We start from the raw sequence: 19051 nt of genomic DNA, 5'->3' as shown, positions 1-19051 counted from the left end.
ATATTTCAGGTGTGGCTCCCGTATTTATAAGTGAGGTAATGAAATGTCGGTCGCTTATGTTATATAGCTTGGCATACCGGCAGCAATCCAAAGATAAAGGGTGGGTGCGAGGATGAAGGGTGAACGTCAGCAGGATGGTTTGCGGAGTAGTGAAGAGCGCCCGTTCAAGTTCATGTATAAGGCTGGTGATCGGACTGTGGGAATGGAAATGAGCCAAGCTGGGTCCGTAGCCTCGGCTGCCGCAGAATTTATCGCTGGAGTAGAGCAGAGGGATGTCATTGAGCCTTTGAAGCGGTCTTATTATAAGCGGCCGGGGGAACCATCGACATTCCTAGTGCTGCGTGAAGGAAGAGAAGAACGTCTTGCTGGACGGGAAGGAACAAGGACTGCTCAAGCGGGCCCTTGTTTGATACGGAGTGAGGAATGGCTGCTGGAACCAGAGCTGTTCTGTCTTTATGAGAACTGGTTATCTAGCGAGGATGAACTGCAAGCAGCCCGGATTCTGCAGCGAATCTCTTATCGTCTGCGCGCAGCTGCTGCCGAACTGCTCGAATCGCCGGATGGCGAATGGGCAGCGGTCACCCTGCTGCATCCAGAGTCGCTTGCGGTGGCGCAGCCCGCCAAGCTTGCCGCGCTTCAGGACGCGCAGCTCGAAGCGCTGTTCGCTGCGGTGGCGGAGAGCCAGCGGCAAGGCGGCGATTGCCGCCTTGACCTGCTGGTCGCCTACACCGCAAGCGCAGCCGAATTCGCCGCGAAGCGCGAATTCATCGAAGACGTGGCCGATCAGACACTCGGCCACGCTTATGCGGCGGCATGCCGCATCGGGGTGCTGATCGCGCCCGATGTGGAGCCTGCCGCCGCTGCGGAAATCGCGCGTATCGCCGATTTCCTAGTGCTGGACGGCGCGGCGGGCGAACACGCGCCGGAAGAGACCGCCGCGGAGGACTTCGCCCTGACGGCGGGGAAGATCTTTGCCGCCGTGACGAGCGTGAAGCCGGCGGCGGTGGTGCTCGCCGCGGGGACACCGGCAGCGTCGGCTTTGGCCGATCTGTATCAGATCGGGCTCAGCGGGATCTTTTGCAGCGCCGGTCAGCGGACCGAAGCGCTGCTGAGAGCGGCCTGCCTGATCTGGATCGCCAGGCAGCGAGAAACGCTGGATACTGCCGCCGGTGGAAGGCAGTAAGCTTTTTCTGATGAACGATACGGTGCAGTTCATATAAGAATCGTAAAAAGACTTCAGAGCAGCGATTATCCGGTTATCGGGGAATCGTTGCTCTGTTTTTTTGGTCGTTAGCTGCCTGCTTCAACAGCGTACATATATCCCTTTACTCAATCGCTACACTCAACCTCCGTGCTCAATACTGTACTCAACCTCCGTACTTAAACTAATCTGTACTCATGCTTTGTATTTAAACGCCGTACTCATACCGGGTACTCCTACCCTGTGCCCAACCTCCGTACTTAAACTAATCTGCACTCATGCTTTGCATTTAAACTCTGAACTCAACCTCCGCACCCCTCAACCCCCGATGCTTAAGGACCCAGATGACGCTATTTGCCTGATTTTAGCTTTTTAAGCAAAGTTTCGGACACCAGAGACGCTATTCGTTAGGAAGAGGTACATATTTGGTGCTTTTCAAGTCAATAGCTGCAATGGGGTCCGTTAGAATACCAAATGTGTTTAAAACCAGCGATTAGGGTCAGCTGAGTCCTATAGTAGCTACATACGCGAGCAACTTGCATCATACGTCCATCAATCGTGTCGTAATCATACTTTGCGCTCAACCTACACACTCAACCTCCGTACTCCCACCCTGTGCCTAACCTCCGTACTTAAACTAATCTGCACTCATGCTTTGGATGCAACCTCCGAACTCAACCTCCGAACTCAACCTCCGAACTCCCACCCTGTGCCCAACCACCGTACTAATACCCTGCGCTCAACCTCCGCACTTAAACTAATTGTGCACCTCTGCACTTAAACTAATCAGCACTCAAACTCGGCACCTAACCTCCGCACTCCTCACCCCCCGATGCTTAAGGACCCAGATGACGCTATTTGCCTGATTTTAGCTTTTTAAGCATGGTTTCGGACACCAGAGACGTTATTCGTTAGGAAGAGGTACATATTTGGTGCTTTTCAAGTCAATAGCTGCAATGGGGTCCGTTAGAATACCAAATGTGTTTAAAACCAGCGATTAGGGTCAGCTGAGTCCTATAGTAGCTACTCAAACTAACTGCACGCAAACTCTGTACTATCACCAGTAGCTGCAGCGCAATATTAGTTTTGGAACATTCACATTTGTTTCCAGCATCTTCTTACATTTTACATAAACAGGATAATGACAGTGGAGGCTCGAATTTTATTAGCATCTTACTGAATAGGGGTGCTGTAGATGTCCACGAATTTTAGAGTTGGCTTGCAAAAGGTCGTAGATCATTCTTACGATATTGAGATTGGGGAAGGTCTTTTTGGCGCTCTGATTGAGGATTTAAAACGTGGAATTGTCGAGAATGTAAGCAAATTCGCGATTATTACAGATTCCAAAGTCGAAGTCCTGTATGGACAAGCCTTGCTGGAACTGCTGCTTCAGAATGATTTTCAAGCGGAGCTTTTTTCTTTCCCTGCTGGAGAGAAGTCTAAAACCCGAGAAACGAAGGCAGAGCTGGAGGATCGGCTATTAAGCCGTTCTTATGGACGAGATTGCTGCATCCTTGCCATTGGAGGTGGAGCGGTAACGGATATGGCAGGTTTTTTGGCTGGAACATTTGGTCGGGGAGTGCCAAGTTTGAACTATGCAACTACCCTTTTAGCAGCAGCGGATGCTTCTATTGGTGGCAAAACGGGCGTGAATACACCGGTTGCAACCAATCTAATTGGTGTTTTTCATCAGCCGAAAAAGGTCTACATCGACTTAGCCACATGGAGAACGCTTCCGGTACGTGAGCTTCGCAGTGGTTTGGCTGAAACAATCAAACATGCCTGCATCGCGGATGCTGACTTTTTTGAGTTTCTTGAACAGAATATGGAGCGAGTTGTTTCCTCAGAAGGCAATCTTGTATTAGATAGAGAGGTTTGCGAACAGATTGCTTTTCATAATTGTGAGATCAAGTACAGTGTGGTGGAAAAGGATGAATTGGAGAGCAACTTGCGCCAAATTCTAAATCTGGGGCATACTGCCGGCCGGGCGTTAGAGGCTTTAAGTGGTTATGAATTATTACATGGTGAAGCTATTGCGATTGGACTCGCGGTTCAGGTGCAGCTGGCAGAGCAGTTGGGGTATGTATCGGCTGACCAAACTCAGCGTGTAATTGCTTTGTTGAAGAAGGCGGGACTTCCGACTGAAATACCAGCAACCATTACAAATAGAATGCTGATTGATAAGATGTATACGGATAAAAAGGTTCGCAAAGGGCGTATACGGTTTGTGTTCCAAGCCGGAATTGGAGCGATGAAGTCTTTTGAAGGTGGAGCTTATTCGACGCCAGTCGAAGAGCAAGTCCTATCCGAGCTTTTAAATAAAATACGCAGCTAAGAGAGGAAAACGCTATTTTAAATTTATGATGAATAGCCCAGAAGGTAGGGTTTACTTTTTCGTTCAAGGTGGTATTATTAAAATATAAGTTGCACTAAGGAAATATAGTTGTACTGTTGCAACAATGATTATCATTCTCACTACTCATAGTTATCATTCATGCTGTCCCGGCTAAGCCGGGGCAGCATGTGTCATTTTAGGGGTCTTAAGAATGGCTCTCATTATCATTTAGACAAAACAAAGCGTGTGCTCCCGAAGCAAGTTTTGTTTGCGAAGAGAAGTCAATGAAGTAATCCTACACAAAACTTTCAGGATGGTGATTATTATGCAAGCAACATCAAAACATTTACCCCAGCAAACCTCAATCTCCGGCAGCATGAAGAAACCAGGCGCTCCAAAACGCCGGTTCGATGTGAGAGCCATGCTCAGCAACTCCGAGATGCAGGCTGCGCTTGGCAGCGGAGTGCTTATGCTTTTTGCTTGGGCTATGGGTAGCTGGTCAGAAGTTTTCTCTATAGTACTTTATGTTATTTCGTATACCATTGGTGGCTGGAACAAAGCCAAAGAAGGCGTTGAGACGCTCGTCAAAGAACGTGATCTCGATGTGAACCTGCTGATGATTGCGGCTGCACTAGGCGCAGCTACCATTGGGTACTGGAATGAAGGTGCTATGCTCATCTTTATTTTTGCGCTTAGTGGAGCACTTGAGAGCTATACGATGGAACGGAGTAAGAAGGATATTTCCTCACTTATGGCCTTAAAACCAGCCACAGCCATGCGGATTGAAAAAGGAAGCATGAACGAGGTAGCTATTGATCAGTTAGTAATCGGAGATCTGTTGCTTGTACGTCCAGGGGATCTTATTCCTGCAGATGGTAAGGTGTACAGAGGAGAATCGGCAGTAGATCAGGCTTCCATTACAGGAGAGTCAGTGCCTGTTGAAAAATGTGCCGGCAGCGAAGTATTCGCAGGTACGGTCAATGGAGAAGGTCCTCTTTATATTGAAGTAACGAAATCAGCAGAGAACACACTTTTTTCCAAGATCATTAAGATGGTAGAAGAAGCAGAGACGGATGTTCCAAATTCACAGCGATTCATTAAAAGACTGGAAGCCATCTATGCACGGGTAGTTGTCGCCTCGACTGTGGCTCTTATTTTCCTTCCACCCTTTTTGCTGGACTGGAGCTGGAGCGCAACCTTTTATAAAGCGATGGTTTTTCTTGTAGTAGCCTCGCCTTGTGCGTTGGTCTCATCGATTATGCCTGCGATGCTGTCGGCCATTTCCAAAAGTGCGCGAAAAGGGATTTTATTTAAAGGCGGGGTCCATCTCGAAAATATGGCCCGGACCTCAGTTGTAGCTTTTGATAAGACAGGGACCCTTACAGAGGGAACTCCGCAGGTGACTGACTTTATTGCAGGTGAAGGCTACAACCGGGAAGAATTACTGGCGATTAGCGCATCCATTGAGCATATGTCCCGCCATCCATTGGCGGAAGCCATTGTGCGTAAAGCTGAGGAAGAATATCTGGAGCTGCGGGGGGTGCAGGAAAGTAAAACCATCACTGGCTGGGGAATTGAAGGTCAAGTTGACGGGCATCTCTGGAAAATTGGAAAGTCCAATTTACTGGATGAGCTGACTTCGTCTGCGATGGACTCTGAGCTAGCATTCTGGAGAACTAAACGGCAGCAGTTGGCGGAAGAGGGGAAGACAGTCTCCATTATTTTGGACGGTGAGCATATCGCAGGTATGATTGCATTGCAGGATACAGTTCGCCCACAAGCAGAAGCCGCAGTGCGGAAGCTGCAGGAGCTGGGGATTAAAGTGGCTATGCTTACGGGTGACCGGGAAGCTACAGCAAAAGTTATTGCGGCTTCAACCGGAGTAGATCTGGTATTTGCCGACCTTTTACCAGAGGATAAAGTAAAGCATATTAAGGCGCTGCGTGAAGAGCACGGTAATGTTGTGATGGTGGGTGACGGTGTGAATGATGCGCCTGCTCTGGCTACAGCGACTGTTGGCATGGGTATGGGCATGAAAGGCAGTGGTGCAGCGCTTGAGATCGCCGATGTAGTGCTTATGAATGATAATATTGAAGAGATCGCCTCGACCATTTCATTGGCACGGCGCTCACAGCGTATTGTGAAGCAAAATATGATTTTTGCTGTAACAGTAATCGCGGTTCTGATGATCAGTAACTTTGTGCAGGGCATCGCCCTTCCTTTTGGCGTGATCGGTCATGAAGGCAGTACGATATTGGTTATTCTTAATGGGCTGCGATTGTTGCGGTAAGAGGTCAGAGATGTTATTGCACATTATTTATTGCCAAAAATTAAATTGTTCACAAATGATTTTTTCCTGAGGGAGTCTGGCTTATTGACATTTTTGCTTTCAGTTAGCATAATTAAGACTACATTATAATTATTTTAAATAAGAAGCGACGTCACTGCCGTCTAATTCAAGGAGGATATAGATATGTATAAATCAATAATTGTTGGAACCGGACCGGCGGGGTTGACTGCTGCTATCTACTTGGCTCGTGCCAATTTGAACCCACTAGTAATCGAAGGACCCCAACCTGGCGGACAATTGACCACCACTACAGAAGTGGAGAATTTCCCGGGATTTCCTGATGGGATTATGGGTCCAGACTTAATGGATAATATGCGTAAACAAGCTGAACGTTTTGGTGCGGAATTCCGTACGGGTTGGGTGAACAGTGTAGAACTTGGAGAACGTCCTTTTAAGCTTAATGTTGAAGGGTTGGGTGTTCTTACGACGGATACCTTGATCATTTCCACTGGCGCTACGGCAAAATACCTCGGTATCCCAGGCGAACAGGATAATGTGGGACGCGGTGTGAGCACCTGTGCTACCTGTGATGGATTCTTCTTCCGTAATAAAGAGATCGTGGTTGTTGGCGGTGGTGATTCTGCGCTTGAGGAAGCGGGTTTCTTGACTCGTTTTGCCTCCAAAGTAACTTTGGTACACCGTCGTGAAGAACTACGTGCTTCCAAGATCATGCAGGATCGCGTTCGCGATAATGTTAAGGTAGCTTGGAGCCTGAATCGTACTCCTCTGGAAGTAACTTCTGGAGATAAAGGCGTGAGTGGACTAAAAGTGCTGAACAATGAGACAGGACAAGAAGAAATCATTGAAGCAAGCGGAGTGTTTGTGGCGATTGGCCACCATCCTAACACTGCATTCTTGGGTGGACAAATCACAACTAATGCTGAAGGTTATATCATGACTAATCCCGGTACTTCTGAAACTAATATCCCAGGCGTATTCGCTTGTGGTGATGTGCAGGATACCCGTTATAGACAAGCGATTACGGCAGCAGGCAGTGGATGTATGGCAGCTATGGATGCTGAGAAATACATTGAAAGTCTGGAACATAGCGCGGTCATTCTGTAATTTGGTATAGAAAACTCCCAGTGCTACAATAAATAACATAACTGTAATCTTCCATAGGAGGTCTAATGATGGAAAATGTAATTGTATATACTTCAACAAATTGTCCACATTGCCGTCAGGTGAAGAGCTTTTTGAGCGAAAAAGGCGTAGCCTATGAAGAACGTAACATCGAGCAGAATGATGATTACGCACAGCAGGTTTGGGATATGGGAATGAGAGCTGTTCCTGTAACTGTAATTGGTGAGTACAAAATCGTGGGGATGAACAAAACTCAGTTCGACAAAGCATTGGCGACTGTTAATTAAATAAGATTTCTGCGAAGAAATTCAAAAGGTCGCTTCCATTTTGGAGGTGATCTTTTTGTGGTCTAAGTATACAAAAATAGCCTGACGCTAATATGCGCAGGCTATTTTTTATGATGTAAATCGCAAAGTTCAATTTAAGCTTGAGTGAAAGAGGTAATGATCTGAAATAGGACGTATACAGCAACACCGCTGCCGATCAGAATGAATCCTGATTTCTTTTTGGCTTGAAAAAAACGGAGCACACCGAGACTGATCAAAGGGGCAATAATGAGCAGAAAAAGCAACACAGTGATGAACATCTGTGCCGAGATATCAGACGTATCAACATAGGTCATGGACTCGCTCTCCATTTCAAAAAAGGGGTTGTAGTGATAAATGTCACACTAACTTATCCTTTATTATATAGGATTTAAGTTGCTTTTACTGCACTTTTGATCCACCTAAATGCGGCAATTTTACGTCAATTCTATCCGCTTATGAATTTCACTCGTGAAACTGTCCCGCAAAATCGTTGTCCATTAGACTACATTAAACGGTGACCCGAATATCGCCTAGAAAATGCATAACCGCAGAGAACCCCGCGCCTATCATCGTGCCCCGGCTGCCCAGCTTGGAGAAGGTAATCTCGAGCTGCTGCTTATGATAAGGAAGCGTACGCTCCGCGACAACCCCGCGAAGAGGCTCCCCTAACCAGGCTTCTGCTTCGGATAAAGCTCCACCGATGACAATCAGCTCTGGATTAAAGCTATTGATTAGATTCGTTACTCCGATGCCGAGATATTCACCCATAGATGAGAAGTGGCGCAAGGCGTCTTCTTGTCCAGCGGCTGCATAACGGACCAGTTCTTGTGTAGTATGAGCAGGGAGGGAGAACTCGGAATGGTCATAGGTTTTCTCCGAGGCATATAGCTCCCAACAGCCACGACTCCCACAACTGCACGGCTTGCCTTTTGCTTCAATCGTCATATGTCCGGTCTCGCCTGCATATCCTCGTGCACCTTTGTACAGCTCGCCGCCAATAATAATACCGGATCCGATCCCTGAACCCGCACTGATGTAGAGCAGATGTCTAACATCTTTTGCCGCCCCAAAGTTCAGTTCACCTTGTGCACCTGCGTTAGCTTCGTTATCAATAGTAACTGGAACCGCGAATTCCCCCTCCAAAATACCCCGCAGGTCGACCATTTCCCAGCCAAGGTTGGGAGCAAAAAGAACAACCCCGTTCTCATCCACCATCCCGGGGACACCTACTCCGATGCCGACGATACCGTATGGGGATTCAGGTGCTTTATCAATCAAGTCTGAGATTATTTTTTTCATCCGTTCCAGTACATAAGGCAGCGCATGATTATCCAGAGAGAAATCGCTTTCGAAAAGAATGCCACCACTTAAATCACATAAGACGGCTGTCAGCTGCTTCACTCGCAGCTCTATGCCGATTACGCTGCCAGCCATGCTGTTAAAATGCAGCATTAGCGGTTTACGGCCGCCACTGGATTGACCTGGTCCAACTTCAGTCACTAATTCTTGAGCGCATAGCTCTGCCACCAGATTGGATACGGTAGCTTTATTCAGTCCGGTCATCTCTGAAACCTTGGCGCGCGAGAGCGGAGAGTTCCTTCGAATAGTATGTAGTACGATCGATTTATTGATTTTTTTGACCAGCGCCTGATCTCCGGTAACCTTCACGAATCACACATCCTTTTTAGCATAGTTCCCTTTTGTTGTATGCCACTTAGTCTAGAGTGATGTGCTGGAAATTGCAATACATCGGCAGAAAAGAGGAAATCTATGTTTGTTGGATTTTTTGAATATTAAACGGATAGGCAAGGGAGACTTAAAGAGGCGGAAATTTTATAAAAAAACTTTGTTTAACCAATATACAAAGTCAAAAAGATGTGTTAAGATGATGCTGTAAACGCTTGCTAGCGTAGCACAATATGAGGAGGATTACACAATGGCTTATTTTGAGACAGTGAACAAAATCTCTTACGAGGGAAGCCGTTCCACCAACCCTTATGCATTTAAATTCTACAATCCTAAAGAAGTCGTAGCCGGCAAAACTATGGAGGAACATCTGAAATTTGCAATGGCTTATTGGCATACATTAACTGCTGGCGGTTCTGATCCGTTTGGCGCTGAAACTGCAATTCGCAGCTGGGACAAATTGAGTGGTCTTGATAAAGCTAAAGCTCGCGCTGAAGCAGCATTCGAATTTATGGACAAGATGGATCTGCCTTACTTCTGCTTCCATGATGTAGATATCGCACCAGAAGGCGCATCTTTGCGTGAGTTCTACAGCAACATCGACACTATCGTTGATATCCTTGAACAAGGCATGAAGACTTCCGGCAAGAAATTGCTGTGGAATACAGCTAATATGTTCACTAACCCACGTTATATGCACGGTGCAGGTTCTACACCTAACGCTGATGTTTTCGCACATGCAGCAGCACAAGTGAAGAAAGGTCTGGAAGTTGGTAAACGTCTGGGCGCAAGCAACTATGTATTCTGGGGCGGCCGTGAAGGTTACGAAGAATTGCTGAATACAGATATGGGTCTTGAACAAGATAACATTGCACGTCTGTTCAGCATGGCTGTAGATTACGCTAAGGAAATTGGTTTTGATGGTCAATTCCTGATCGAACCTAAACCAAAAGAGCCTACTAAACATCAATATGATTTCGATGCAGCAACAACAATTTCGTTCTTGCAAAAATACAAGCTCGACAAGCACTTCAAGCTGAACCTTGAAGCTAACCACGCTACGCTTGCAGGTCATACTTTTGAACATGAACTTCGTGTAGCTCGTATTAATGGCATGCTTGGATCACTTGACGCTAACCAAGGGGATACACTGCTTGGTTGGGATACTGATGAATTCCCAGTTAACATCTACGATGCAACACTTACTCTTTATGAAGTATTGAAGAATGACGGTCTTGGCAAAGGCGGAATTAACTTCGATGCTAAAGTACGTCGTCCTTCCTTCGAGCCAGAAGATCTGTTCTTGGCACACATCGCTGGTATGGATACTTACGCAAAAGGCTTGAAAGTTGCTGCTAAATTGATCGAAGATCGCGTATTCGAAGACTTCGTTGACAAACGCTACAGCAGCTTCACTGAAGGCGTTGGAGCAGACATCGTTTCGGGTAAAGCAACATTGGCTTCTTTGGCTGAATATGCTTTGAACAATGAGAACCCACGTCCTAACCAATCCGGACGTCAAGAATACCTGAGAGCTACCCTTAACCAATACATCTTGGCTGAGTAGTCCTTATAGGGAGCTTGAAGCTTAAGCTTTGAGTCCAGTTTGAACAAATGCAACGGGGGTTGCTGAAGAGAGCATTCTTCGGCAGCCCCCTTTTTGTAGCCAAAACTAAGCGGATGCTTACGAAGTAAGTTTTATTCGAGGTAACTCAACGTAGTAAACGCTCATAAAACTAAGCAGATGCTTACGAAGCGAGTTTTATTGCGAAGAGAATCAAGAAGCTAAGCTCCATAAAACTTTTAGGAGGTCAAAAATGAAATACGTTATAGGTGTTGATTTGGGGACTAGTGCAGTGAAGACTGTTCTAGTGGACCCGCAGGGGAAGGTGGCTTTTGAGCATTCTGAGTCCTACCCGCTAAGCAGACCCCAACCGAACTGGAGTGAGCAAAATCCTGAGGATTGGGTAAAGGGCACGCTGGTCAGCCTGCGCCGTCTGATTGAAGTATCAGGCATTGACCCGTCTCAAGTAGACGGTCTAAGTTTCTCCGGACAAATGCACGGATTGGTACTGGTAGATAAGGAAGGGCAAGTGCTGCGTCCAGCTATTCTTTGGAATGATACCCGTACTACTGCACAATGCCGTAAGATTGAGAAGACGCTTGGAACGAAGTTGATCGATATCGCCAGAAACAAAGCATTGGAAGGTTTTACACTGCCAAAGATTCTGTGGGTTCAAGAGAATGAACCAGAAGTATTTTCACAGGCGCATCAGTTCCTGCTGCCAAAAGACTATGTACGCTATCGGTTGACGGGTGATTATGCAATGGATTACTCCGATGCTGCCGGAACGTTGCTATTGGATGTAGGCTCTAAAGAATGGAGCGCAGAAATCGCAGAGGCTTTTGAACTTCCACTTTCTCTTTGTCCTAGATTGGTAGAATCCTTTGAACAGACTGGAACCTTATTGCCGGATATTGCTGAAGCGTCAGGTCTTTTATCTTCAACAAAGGTATTTGCTGGTGGTGCGGATAATGCTTGTGGCGCGCTCGGAGCGGGTGTATTGGGAGAAGGCCGGACCATGTGCAGTATTGGTACATCTGGTGTAGTTCTTTCTTATGAGAGCAATAAAGATTTGAATCTCGAAGGCAAAGTCCATTTCTTTAACCATGGTGAAAAAGATGCCTACTATATTATGGGGGTTACACTAGCTGCTGGTCATAGCCTTACGTGGTTTAAAGAAACCTTTGCGGCGGACAAAAGCTTTGATGAGCTGTTAAGCGGAGTTTCCTCTATTCCAGCTGGCAGCGGCGGCCTGTTATTCACTCCTTATATTGTAGGAGAACGTACACCACATCCAGATGCAAATATTCGCGGAAGCTTTATTGGTATGGATTCAGGGCATACGTTGACGCATTTTACACGAGCAGTATTAGAAGGCATTACCTTCTCACTGCGTGAATCCATTGAGATTGTACGTGAGTCAGGCAAAGAGATTACAGAGATCATTGCAATTGGTGGCGGGGCTAAAAATGAGGCTTGGCTGCAAATGCAGGCTGATATTTTCAATGCATCCATCGTGAAGCTGGAAAGTGAGCAGGGTCCGGCAATGGGAGCAGCTATGCTGGCGGCTTATGGAAGCGGATGGTTCACATCCCTTGCGGAATGTGCAGAAGCGTTTATCCGTCCTGCTGATGTTTATAAACCAGATCCGAAACAAACGGCAATCTATGATGGTCTATTCAACCTCTATCAGGAAGTTTACGGCCAGACCCGCGAATTGAATAACAAGCTGGCTGCATATCGCCAATAAAGCGCCATTTATCTATCTGTCTGATATAAAAAAGGTCTTTCGCATCTGGCGGAAGGCCTTTTTAAAGACCATCTTCTTTATAGAGGTGATGAACGGCAATATTCAAAAATGTTGCCGTTTTCATTTTTCTTCTGTAAAGTATGGAATATCTCCAAGGTAGTGGCAGCCTGTAAATGAGATAGCGAAGGTTTCGGGGGGCGAAAGGCCATGTTTCAATGGTTTGTTAAGGTGCTGAATGACATCAAAATCCGCAATAAGCTGCTGCTTGCTTTTTTACTGACTACACTTTTGCCGGTATTACTGGTAGGTGGTTATCTTACGATTGAGATGAGGACCATGGCGTTTGAGAACGCACTGGAGCAAGCTTCAATTAACGTAGATCGGGTAAAAAAAAGAACAGAAGAAGTCATCGGTGTATCGCAAGATATAGCGTATCGATTGTCCAATGATGCCCGGCTGAAAAAACTCGCCATACGCCAGTATGTAAGCACTTATGATGTGGTTGAGGCTTATCGTGATTACACTGATATGCGTGAATACCTAAGATTATATAAAGACATATCCAACATACGTTTATACACTGATAATGCTACGCTGCTTAACAACTGGGAGCTGATCAATCCTTCGTCTGCCATTAAGGAGAGCCAGTGGTATCAGAGAGCACAGCGGTACGATAGCCTCGTCGGTTGGGAATATATAGAGGATGAGCGTGATCAGCGGAATTATTTAAGCCTTGTCCGCAAAATCGAGCTGGAGGGCTCCAGTAAAATTGGCGTGCTCGTTATTAATGTAAACAGTCACCAGCTAACTTCAATTCTGAGCCAGGAATCATTTGATACCATGATCGTGGATGATCAGGATAACATCATTGCTGCGAACCGGAGCGATCGAACAGGAAAGAAACTGGAAGATGTTTCTTTTGATACAAAGCTTTTGGGGCAAGGAAGCGGGAGCTATGAGGCAGAAGTAGATGGTGAAGCCTCCAAAATAGTGATAGAAGAACTTAAACCACAAGCCAGCCGTAACGCCCTGCGAATTATTTCTGTTTTTTCTATTGATAGTATAGTCAAAGAACCTAATCGGGTGATTAAGCTTTCGATTACCGTGATTGCCGTAAGCGTTTTATTGGCCTTTTTAATCATATATAGTTTCTCTTCGTTATTTTCACGTAGATTATTGCAGTTAAGCAGACATATTAACCGCGTTAGTACGGGTGATTTTGACACTTCATTAAAAATTGATGGCAAAGATGAGATTGCTCTGCTAGCTCGTCAGTTCAATTCTATGGTGCGGAGTATTAACGATTTGATGTTCGAGGTACAGGAATCTAATGACCAGAACAGTCTGCTGGAACAGAAACAGAATGATATCCGTTTTAAAATGCTGGCAAGCCAGATCAATCCTCATTTCTTGTTCAATGCGCTGGAATCTATTCGTATGGAGGCCCATATGAAAGGGCAAGTGGAGATTGCACGGGTAGTGCGTCTTCTTGGCAAAATGATGCGCAGTAATCTGGAGGTAGGCCGAAGTAAAATTTTGCTTAGCCAGGAGCTTGAAGTGGTTCGTTGTTATTTGGATATTCAGCAATTCCGTTATGAGGATCGTTTGAAATATCAATTTATTGTAGACCCTGCCGTCGAATCACTCTACATCCCGCCGCTGATTGTGCAGCCGCTTGTGGAAAATGCGGTGATTCATGGACTGGACAACACGATGGATGGAGCAATGGTTACGGTGAATATCAAGCGTGAGCAGAATCATGCGGTCTTTACCATTACCGATAATGGAGCCGGGATCACTCCGGACAAGCTGGAGCAGATCCGTTATACCCTTGAGGTTCGTGATGAGCAGGAAGAGGCACGGATCGGGCTGCGCAATGTACACGACCGTTTGAAGTTATCCTACGGTGTTGAATATGGACTGAATATCGAAAGCCGGATGAATGAAGGAACATCTATTACGTTTCGTATTCCAATGGAGGACATAAATCTATGATCAAAGTATTGATTGTTGATGATGAGCCAAAGCTGCGGGAAGGCCTTCGGGCTCTAATCCCTTGGGAAGAGCTGGGGTATACGGTGGTGGCTACGGCCGCCAACGGCTTGCAAGCTCAGGAGAAATATCATATTTTTTATCCGGAACTGATTGTGGTGGATATCCGCATGCCTGGTATGGACGGGCTGGAGTTAATCGGTGAGCTGCGCGAAGAAGGCTCGACCAGCCATGTGCTGATTTTAAGTGGTCATGCGGACTTTGAGTATGCCAAACGAGCCATTTCTTACCGCATTGACGGCTATTTACTGAAGCCGGTGGATGAGGAAGAGCTAATCAACTATTTGGAGGAACTCAGAGTCACGATCGCTCAGGAAGATCGCTTTAGCCGCTGGAATGAAGAGGAGCCTGCCCGTAATCGCGAAAGCCTGCTGCGTGCATTGCTGCAGCCTTCAACTGCGGAGGAGGGGGAGAATGATCCTGCTAAGCATGCGGCAGCACTGGGTCTTAAACCAGACCGTGTCGAAGTGATCCTACTCGAACTACTCGCGCCTGCGGGCGGCAGTGAGGAAGGAGAGCGGGCTGTTAAGGCCGCGGTAGAACAGTATTTTGGCAGCAGTGAAGAGCGGATGTTTTTCACGATGCCGCCATATATTGGATTCCTGCTGCAAGAGCCGCTACCAGGAGAGCAGGAACAGGAGCGGCTGATGGAAGAGCTTTCTTCCTTAATTTGTCGCGAGGGATACGACTTCAGCGCAGCAACGGGAGGCCCTGTAGCAGGACCAGAAGAGGCGGCACAGTCTTTTCAAGTGGCGCGTGAACTGCTGCGCCGGGCATTCTTTTACCGCAAAGGGATTCTAATCAGCGCCGATCTCTCCGGTATGTTGTTTCCTGGAGTGGCGGAGGCGTACGCCGAAGAAGGGCAGGATGCGGAGAGCCGCCTAATGCTGGCTGTTGAAACCGGAAGCCGCGCTGCCATTGAACCGCTAGTGGATACGATCTGTGCGGAGCTACTGGCTGCGGGCAGTGAGGAGCAGCAGATCAAAGATACATTTGTGCGGATTCTCAGCACGGTGTTGGCCCGTCTCGAACCGGTCTATCCAGAGATTCGTAGCAATGCCGCTAAGCATTCCCCGCCGATCGGTGAGCTCTACCATAGTCACTATCTGGTAGACCTGCAAGAGCAGGCCGTCAATTTCATGGCGGAGATCGCCGATCAAATGTCCAGTGGCAGCAAAGGGAATGAGATCAAAAAAATTACGGAGCTAATCAACCGCCGTTACAATGAGAACCTTAAGCTTGAGACCTTATCCGAGTTATTTAATTACAACAGCGCATATCTAGGTAAAATGTTCAAGAACACTACCGGGGAATACTTCAATACGTATGTGGACAAAGTGCGGATTGAGAAGGCGAAGCAATTCCTAGCACAAGGCATGAAAGTATATGAGGTGGCCGAGAAAGTAGGGTACATGAACCCCGATTACTTCAACGCCAAGTTCCGTAAATATGTAGGGCTCTCCCCGAGTTCTTTTCGCAAAAACATCTAAAATAGAAGCCCAAAAAGCCACAGTTGCAGTTCAGGTATAACCTGAGCTTTAGCTGTGGCTTTTTTTTCTTAAATTAAAGCTACTTCACTAATAATAAATCTAATCGTTGCTGCAATTCTTGATTTGCAGGGTCTTTTAGAAGGGCTAGAAGTAACTCTTGAATTTGATCCATCTCTTTAAAAGGTTCATTTTGCACATATTTGTCATGTATTCTGGTTTCCAAGGTATATCCATAATCGAACCCTAATGTTGAATACGTCGAAAGGGCAGCAATTTTACTCGCTTGCTCTACAGCAAGAATGCTTGGTGTTGAGGATCGTTCTAATTCCAGTCTTAGACCGTCGAGTTCTGATGTCAGATTAAGGTCCAACCTATCCATTAATCTGTTATGACTTACGTTGTTATTGAATTGAAATAAATTTAGTGTCAATAATACTGCGGCGATAATCAATAATAATATCTTGATGTTTTTGTTTTTCATTGCTCTCCTATTACCCTCCTTCAGGATAAGAAATTGCAGGTACAACAGATAATGTCGACTCGGTATGTGCATATAAGGAATATGTATCTGAAATAGTTAAAGTACTGACGGATCAGGTAATATTTTCTAGCTAAGATGATATTAAAGTAATTAATTTTAATTGAACCATACGGAGGTTTTCGTTGAGGAGCAGGGCAGGGGTTACGGGTATACTTGTTACGCCTCATCTGAGAGCACATTATAGTCTTCATTCGCGGGTATGACGGACTACAGAGTTGTTATTTGGGCTATTTGGAGTCCAATTTCGATTTATCGGACTCGATGGACGTTATTAGCTGCAAATGTTCTCCAAAAGGTGGTTTTTTAAGTGAATAAGGTCTTTATAGTCCGCCTAACCCAATAAGAAGTGCAATTTGCTTAAATAGGGTCATTTCAGTCCGCGCCTTCGCTTCCGGCCACGTTCACTTATAGAACGTTGGCTCGGGGCGTTTTTTAATTATGGGGTGAAGTATTAATTGTGTGAAATAGACAGGGGATTAAGTATCGTATTGATTTATGAAATTAAATAATTTCACTTGATTTTATTTTCAGTAAATTCATGATTATTTTCAGTGTTTTCAACGATGTATCCGCTTTATTTTGGCTCTAAATCTCTAATTTTCACCTGATTTTAGGTCGAATTTATAGGGTACTGCAATCGCTTACAGAGATTTAGAATATAGACATAGAGAGGAGGGGCTTTATGAAAGCGGACACAGTAACTTCTCAAATCCCGCCGGATACCCGAACACGCAACAAAAAGCCTGCTTCAGGAGGACGGTTTTGGAGAAGCTTTAAGAATCAAAAGTACTTATGGATGATGTCGATACCTTTTGTGATCTGGGCATTCGTCTTCAGTTATCTCCCATTATGGGGCTGGACGATGGCTTTTCAAAAGTACAAGCCCGCACGTGGCTTTTTTGAACAAGAATGGGTAGGTTTTGAACACTTTAAGACACTGTTCAGTGACTCGCAATTCCTTCTGGCGCTGCGTAATACGCTGGCGATGAGTGGAATGGGCTTAGTCGCAGGATTTATCTTTCCAATAACGTTTGCAATATTGCTCAATGAAGTGCGTCTTGGCTTCTTTAAAAGATTTGCTCAAACAGTCTCGTATTTGCCCCACTTTGTATCATGGGTGGTTGCAGCGGGGATTGTAACTAAAATGTTATCTGGTGAAAATGGTCTTGTAAACGATATCTTGTTAGGAATAGGATTCATAGACGCACCTATCCAGTTTATGGCCCAGGGCCATCTCTTCTGGGGAATCGTTACCTTATCGGATGTCTGGAAAGAGACCGGATGGAACGCCATCATCTACCTTGCAGCTATCGCAGGTATTGGGCCTGAATTGTACGAAGCGGCCCGGGTAGACGGTGCCAGCAGGCTTCGTCAGGTATGGCATATTACACTTCCGGGTATTCGCCCAACAATTACTGTACTACTCATTATGTCGGTGGGTAATTTGCTCAATATCGGCTTTGAGAAGCAATTCTTGCTTGGAAACAACCTCGTTACCGACTATTCTCAAGTGCTAGACTTGTATTCACTGAAATACGGACTGGGCATGGCGAGATATTCCTACGGTACTGCGATCAATATATTCAACTCAGTGATCAGTGTAATTCTACTGTTTACGATTAATGGAATCTTCAAACGTACAACAAAAGAGAGCCTTCTGTAGCACAGAAGGCCCTTCTACCCAATCGTGGCAGTAAATTGCCCTTTTCATGAAAGGAGAGCATTACAGTGGGAAATTCAGCTATCACCGGAAAGTCATGGTCAGACCGGATCTTTGATTTCTTTGTATATTTTGTAGTCCTGTTCGTGGTTGTAATCACGATTTATCCGTTTTTGAACGTGCTTGCAATCTCACTGAATGATTCAGTGGACAGTGTGCGCGGTGGAGTGACCATCTATCCCCGGGATTTTACCTGGGACAATTACCTAAAGATCTTCACTTTCTCCGGATTAATCACCGGGTTTAAAATATCCGCTTTGCGGACAATTATCGGTACTTTGTTCGGACTGATCAGTGCCTCGATGCTGGCGTTTACGATCAGCCGCCCTGACTTTGCAGGTCGCAAGTTTGTTTCCACATTCTTGGCAATGACCATGTATATCTCAGGAGGAATGATTCCAATATATATGCTGATCAAGGATCTGCATATGATGAACAGCTTTGCAGTCTATGTATTGCCTGGACTGGTTAGTGCCTTTAACGTCTTCGTTATCCGCTCCTTCATCGACGGCCTGCCGTATGCGTTGCAGGAATCGGCGAAGCTGGATGGAGCCAATGACTTTACTATCTACTTCCGGGTTATTCTGCCATTGATGAAGCCAGCGCTAGCAACGATCGCGCTGTTCCTAGCAGTAGGTCAATGGAATGCTTGGTTTGATACTTATCTGTACAATGGTTCAAGCCCTAACTTGACCACATTGCAATATGAATTGATGAAGGTTCTACAGACCACAACCAGTGGTAACGGAGGCGACTACCGCTCCAACATTGCTTCGCTGGCTTCCAATCAGGTCTCGCCGGAGTCGCTCAAAATGGCGATTACGATTGTCGTAACCGTACCGATCCTGTTGGTTTATCCGTTCATTCAGAAGTATTTTGTTAAAGGTATGACACTTGGTGCTGTGAAGAGCTAATCACAGTTCAACGGGGGAGCTTAGTCTCCCCTATGCTTAAAACCTATTGTGTATCCG

At 46.0% G+C, this 19051-nt stretch carries 14 protein-coding genes; 11 read left to right on the top strand and 3 right to left on the bottom strand.

The annotated features are described in order from the left end of the window. The first annotated feature begins 112 nt into the window (after positions 1-112). The 5 genes from NSQ50_RS27145 (at position 113) to NSQ50_RS27125 (ending at position 7256) form a co-directional block, all read left to right on the top strand. Positions 113-1183, top strand: coding sequence for a hypothetical protein (locus NSQ50_RS27145; protein ID WP_076224302.1), 1071 nt, complete (start codon positions 113-115; stop codon positions 1181-1183). Positions 1184-2396: 1213 nt separating this feature from the next. Further along, entirely contained in the window at positions 2397-3536 is a 1140-nt protein-coding gene (gene aroB, locus NSQ50_RS27140) for a 3-dehydroquinate synthase (protein WP_076224299.1), read from the top strand. A 325-nt stretch (positions 3537-3861) separates the two neighbouring features. After that, complete coding sequence (locus NSQ50_RS27135) at positions 3862-5826, top strand: heavy metal translocating P-type ATPase (RefSeq protein WP_076224296.1); 1965 nt, start codon at positions 3862-3864, stop codon at positions 5824-5826. Positions 5827-6009: 183 nt separating this feature from the next. Continuing rightward, complete coding sequence (gene trxB, locus NSQ50_RS27130) at positions 6010-6951, top strand: thioredoxin-disulfide reductase (protein WP_036680254.1); 942 nt, start codon at positions 6010-6012, stop codon at positions 6949-6951. A gap of 68 nt (positions 6952-7019) precedes the next feature. Further along, positions 7020-7256: a glutaredoxin family protein gene (locus NSQ50_RS27125; RefSeq protein ID WP_036680252.1), complete on the top strand. Its 237-nt coding sequence runs from the start codon at positions 7020-7022 to the stop codon at positions 7254-7256. Positions 7257-7390: 134 nt separating this feature from the next. Here the strand turns inward: NSQ50_RS27125 and NSQ50_RS27120 are convergent, their stop codons facing one another. After that, positions 7391-7591: a hypothetical protein gene (locus NSQ50_RS27120; protein ID WP_036680251.1), complete on the bottom strand. Its 201-nt coding sequence runs from the start codon at positions 7589-7591 to the stop codon at positions 7391-7393. 193 nt (positions 7592-7784) lie between these two features. Further along, a complete protein-coding gene (locus NSQ50_RS27115) occupies positions 7785-8945 on the bottom strand; it encodes an ROK family transcriptional regulator (protein ID WP_036680250.1) in 1161 nt (386 codons plus the stop codon). Positions 8946-9213: 268 nt separating this feature from the next. On the opposite strand from NSQ50_RS27115, the gene xylA reads away from it, so the two are divergent. From xylA to NSQ50_RS27095, 4 genes are all read left to right on the top strand, one after another. Further along, a complete protein-coding gene (gene xylA, locus NSQ50_RS27110; RefSeq protein WP_036680248.1) occupies positions 9214-10530 on the top strand; it encodes a xylose isomerase in 1317 nt (438 codons plus the stop codon). A 250-nt stretch (positions 10531-10780) separates the two neighbouring features. Next, positions 10781-12277: a xylulokinase gene (xylB, locus tag NSQ50_RS27105; RefSeq protein ID WP_076224293.1), complete on the top strand. Its 1497-nt coding sequence runs from the start codon at positions 10781-10783 to the stop codon at positions 12275-12277. 207 nt (positions 12278-12484) lie between these two features. Continuing rightward, on the top strand, positions 12485-14272 hold the full coding sequence (locus NSQ50_RS27100; RefSeq protein WP_076142238.1) for a sensor histidine kinase: 1788 nt from the start codon (positions 12485-12487) through the stop codon (positions 14270-14272). Further along, positions 14269-15819, top strand: coding sequence for a response regulator transcription factor (locus tag NSQ50_RS27095; protein ID WP_076224291.1), 1551 nt, complete (start codon positions 14269-14271; stop codon positions 15817-15819). The genes NSQ50_RS27100 and NSQ50_RS27095 overlap by 4 nt, the downstream gene beginning before the upstream one ends. Before the next feature lie 79 nt (positions 15820-15898). Here NSQ50_RS27095 and NSQ50_RS27090 read toward each other — a convergent pair whose 3' ends face one another. Next, positions 15899-16300, bottom strand: coding sequence for a hypothetical protein (locus NSQ50_RS27090; protein ID WP_076142236.1), 402 nt, complete (start codon positions 16298-16300; stop codon positions 15899-15901). Between the two features lie 742 nt (positions 16301-17042). Here NSQ50_RS27090 and NSQ50_RS27085 point away from each other — a divergent pair. Continuing rightward, on the top strand, positions 17043-18023 hold the full coding sequence (locus tag NSQ50_RS27085; RefSeq protein ID WP_076100584.1) for an ABC transporter permease: 981 nt from the start codon (positions 17043-17045) through the stop codon (positions 18021-18023). A 65-nt stretch (positions 18024-18088) separates the two neighbouring features. Then, positions 18089-18994: a carbohydrate ABC transporter permease gene (locus tag NSQ50_RS27080; RefSeq protein ID WP_076128700.1), complete on the top strand. Its 906-nt coding sequence runs from the start codon at positions 18089-18091 to the stop codon at positions 18992-18994. The last annotated feature ends 57 nt before the right edge of the window (positions 18995-19051 follow it).

The sequence above is a fragment of the Paenibacillus sp. FSL R10-2788 genome, assembly GCF_038003885.1.
Lineage (GTDB): Bacteria > Bacillota > Bacilli > Paenibacillales > Paenibacillaceae > Paenibacillus_AQ > Paenibacillus_AQ odorifer.
Note: the sequence above shows the minus strand (reverse complement) of the source record. Positions and strands in the feature narration are given on the sequence as shown.

Excerpts from the sequence above, each read along its gene's own strand:
- NSQ50_RS27125 (WP_036680252.1), top strand. The coding sequence starts at position 7,020 with ATGGAAAATGTAATTGTATATACTTCAACAAATTGTCCACATTGCCGT.
- NSQ50_RS27085 (WP_076100584.1), top strand. The coding sequence starts at position 17,043 with ATGAAAGCGGACACAGTAACTTCTCAAATCCCGCCGGATACCCGAACA.
- NSQ50_RS27120 (WP_036680251.1), bottom strand. The coding sequence starts at position 7,591 with ATGACCTATGTTGATACGTCTGATATCTCGGCACAGATGTTCATCACT.
- NSQ50_RS27100 (WP_076142238.1), top strand. The coding sequence starts at position 12,485 with ATGTTTCAATGGTTTGTTAAGGTGCTGAATGACATCAAAATCCGCAAT.
- NSQ50_RS27145 (WP_076224302.1), top strand. The coding sequence starts at position 113 with ATGAAGGGTGAACGTCAGCAGGATGGTTTGCGGAGTAGTGAAGAGCGC.
- NSQ50_RS27135 (WP_076224296.1), top strand. The coding sequence starts at position 3,862 with ATGCAAGCAACATCAAAACATTTACCCCAGCAAACCTCAATCTCCGGC.
- NSQ50_RS27090 (WP_076142236.1), bottom strand. The coding sequence starts at position 16,300 with ATGAAAAACAAAAACATCAAGATATTATTATTGATTATCGCCGCAGTA.
- xylB (WP_076224293.1), top strand. The coding sequence starts at position 10,781 with ATGAAATACGTTATAGGTGTTGATTTGGGGACTAGTGCAGTGAAGACT.
- aroB (WP_076224299.1), top strand. The coding sequence starts at position 2,397 with ATGTCCACGAATTTTAGAGTTGGCTTGCAAAAGGTCGTAGATCATTCT.
- trxB (WP_036680254.1), top strand. The coding sequence starts at position 6,010 with ATGTATAAATCAATAATTGTTGGAACCGGACCGGCGGGGTTGACTGCT.
- NSQ50_RS27095 (WP_076224291.1), top strand. The coding sequence starts at position 14,269 with ATGATCAAAGTATTGATTGTTGATGATGAGCCAAAGCTGCGGGAAGGC.
- xylA (WP_036680248.1), top strand. The coding sequence starts at position 9,214 with ATGGCTTATTTTGAGACAGTGAACAAAATCTCTTACGAGGGAAGCCGT.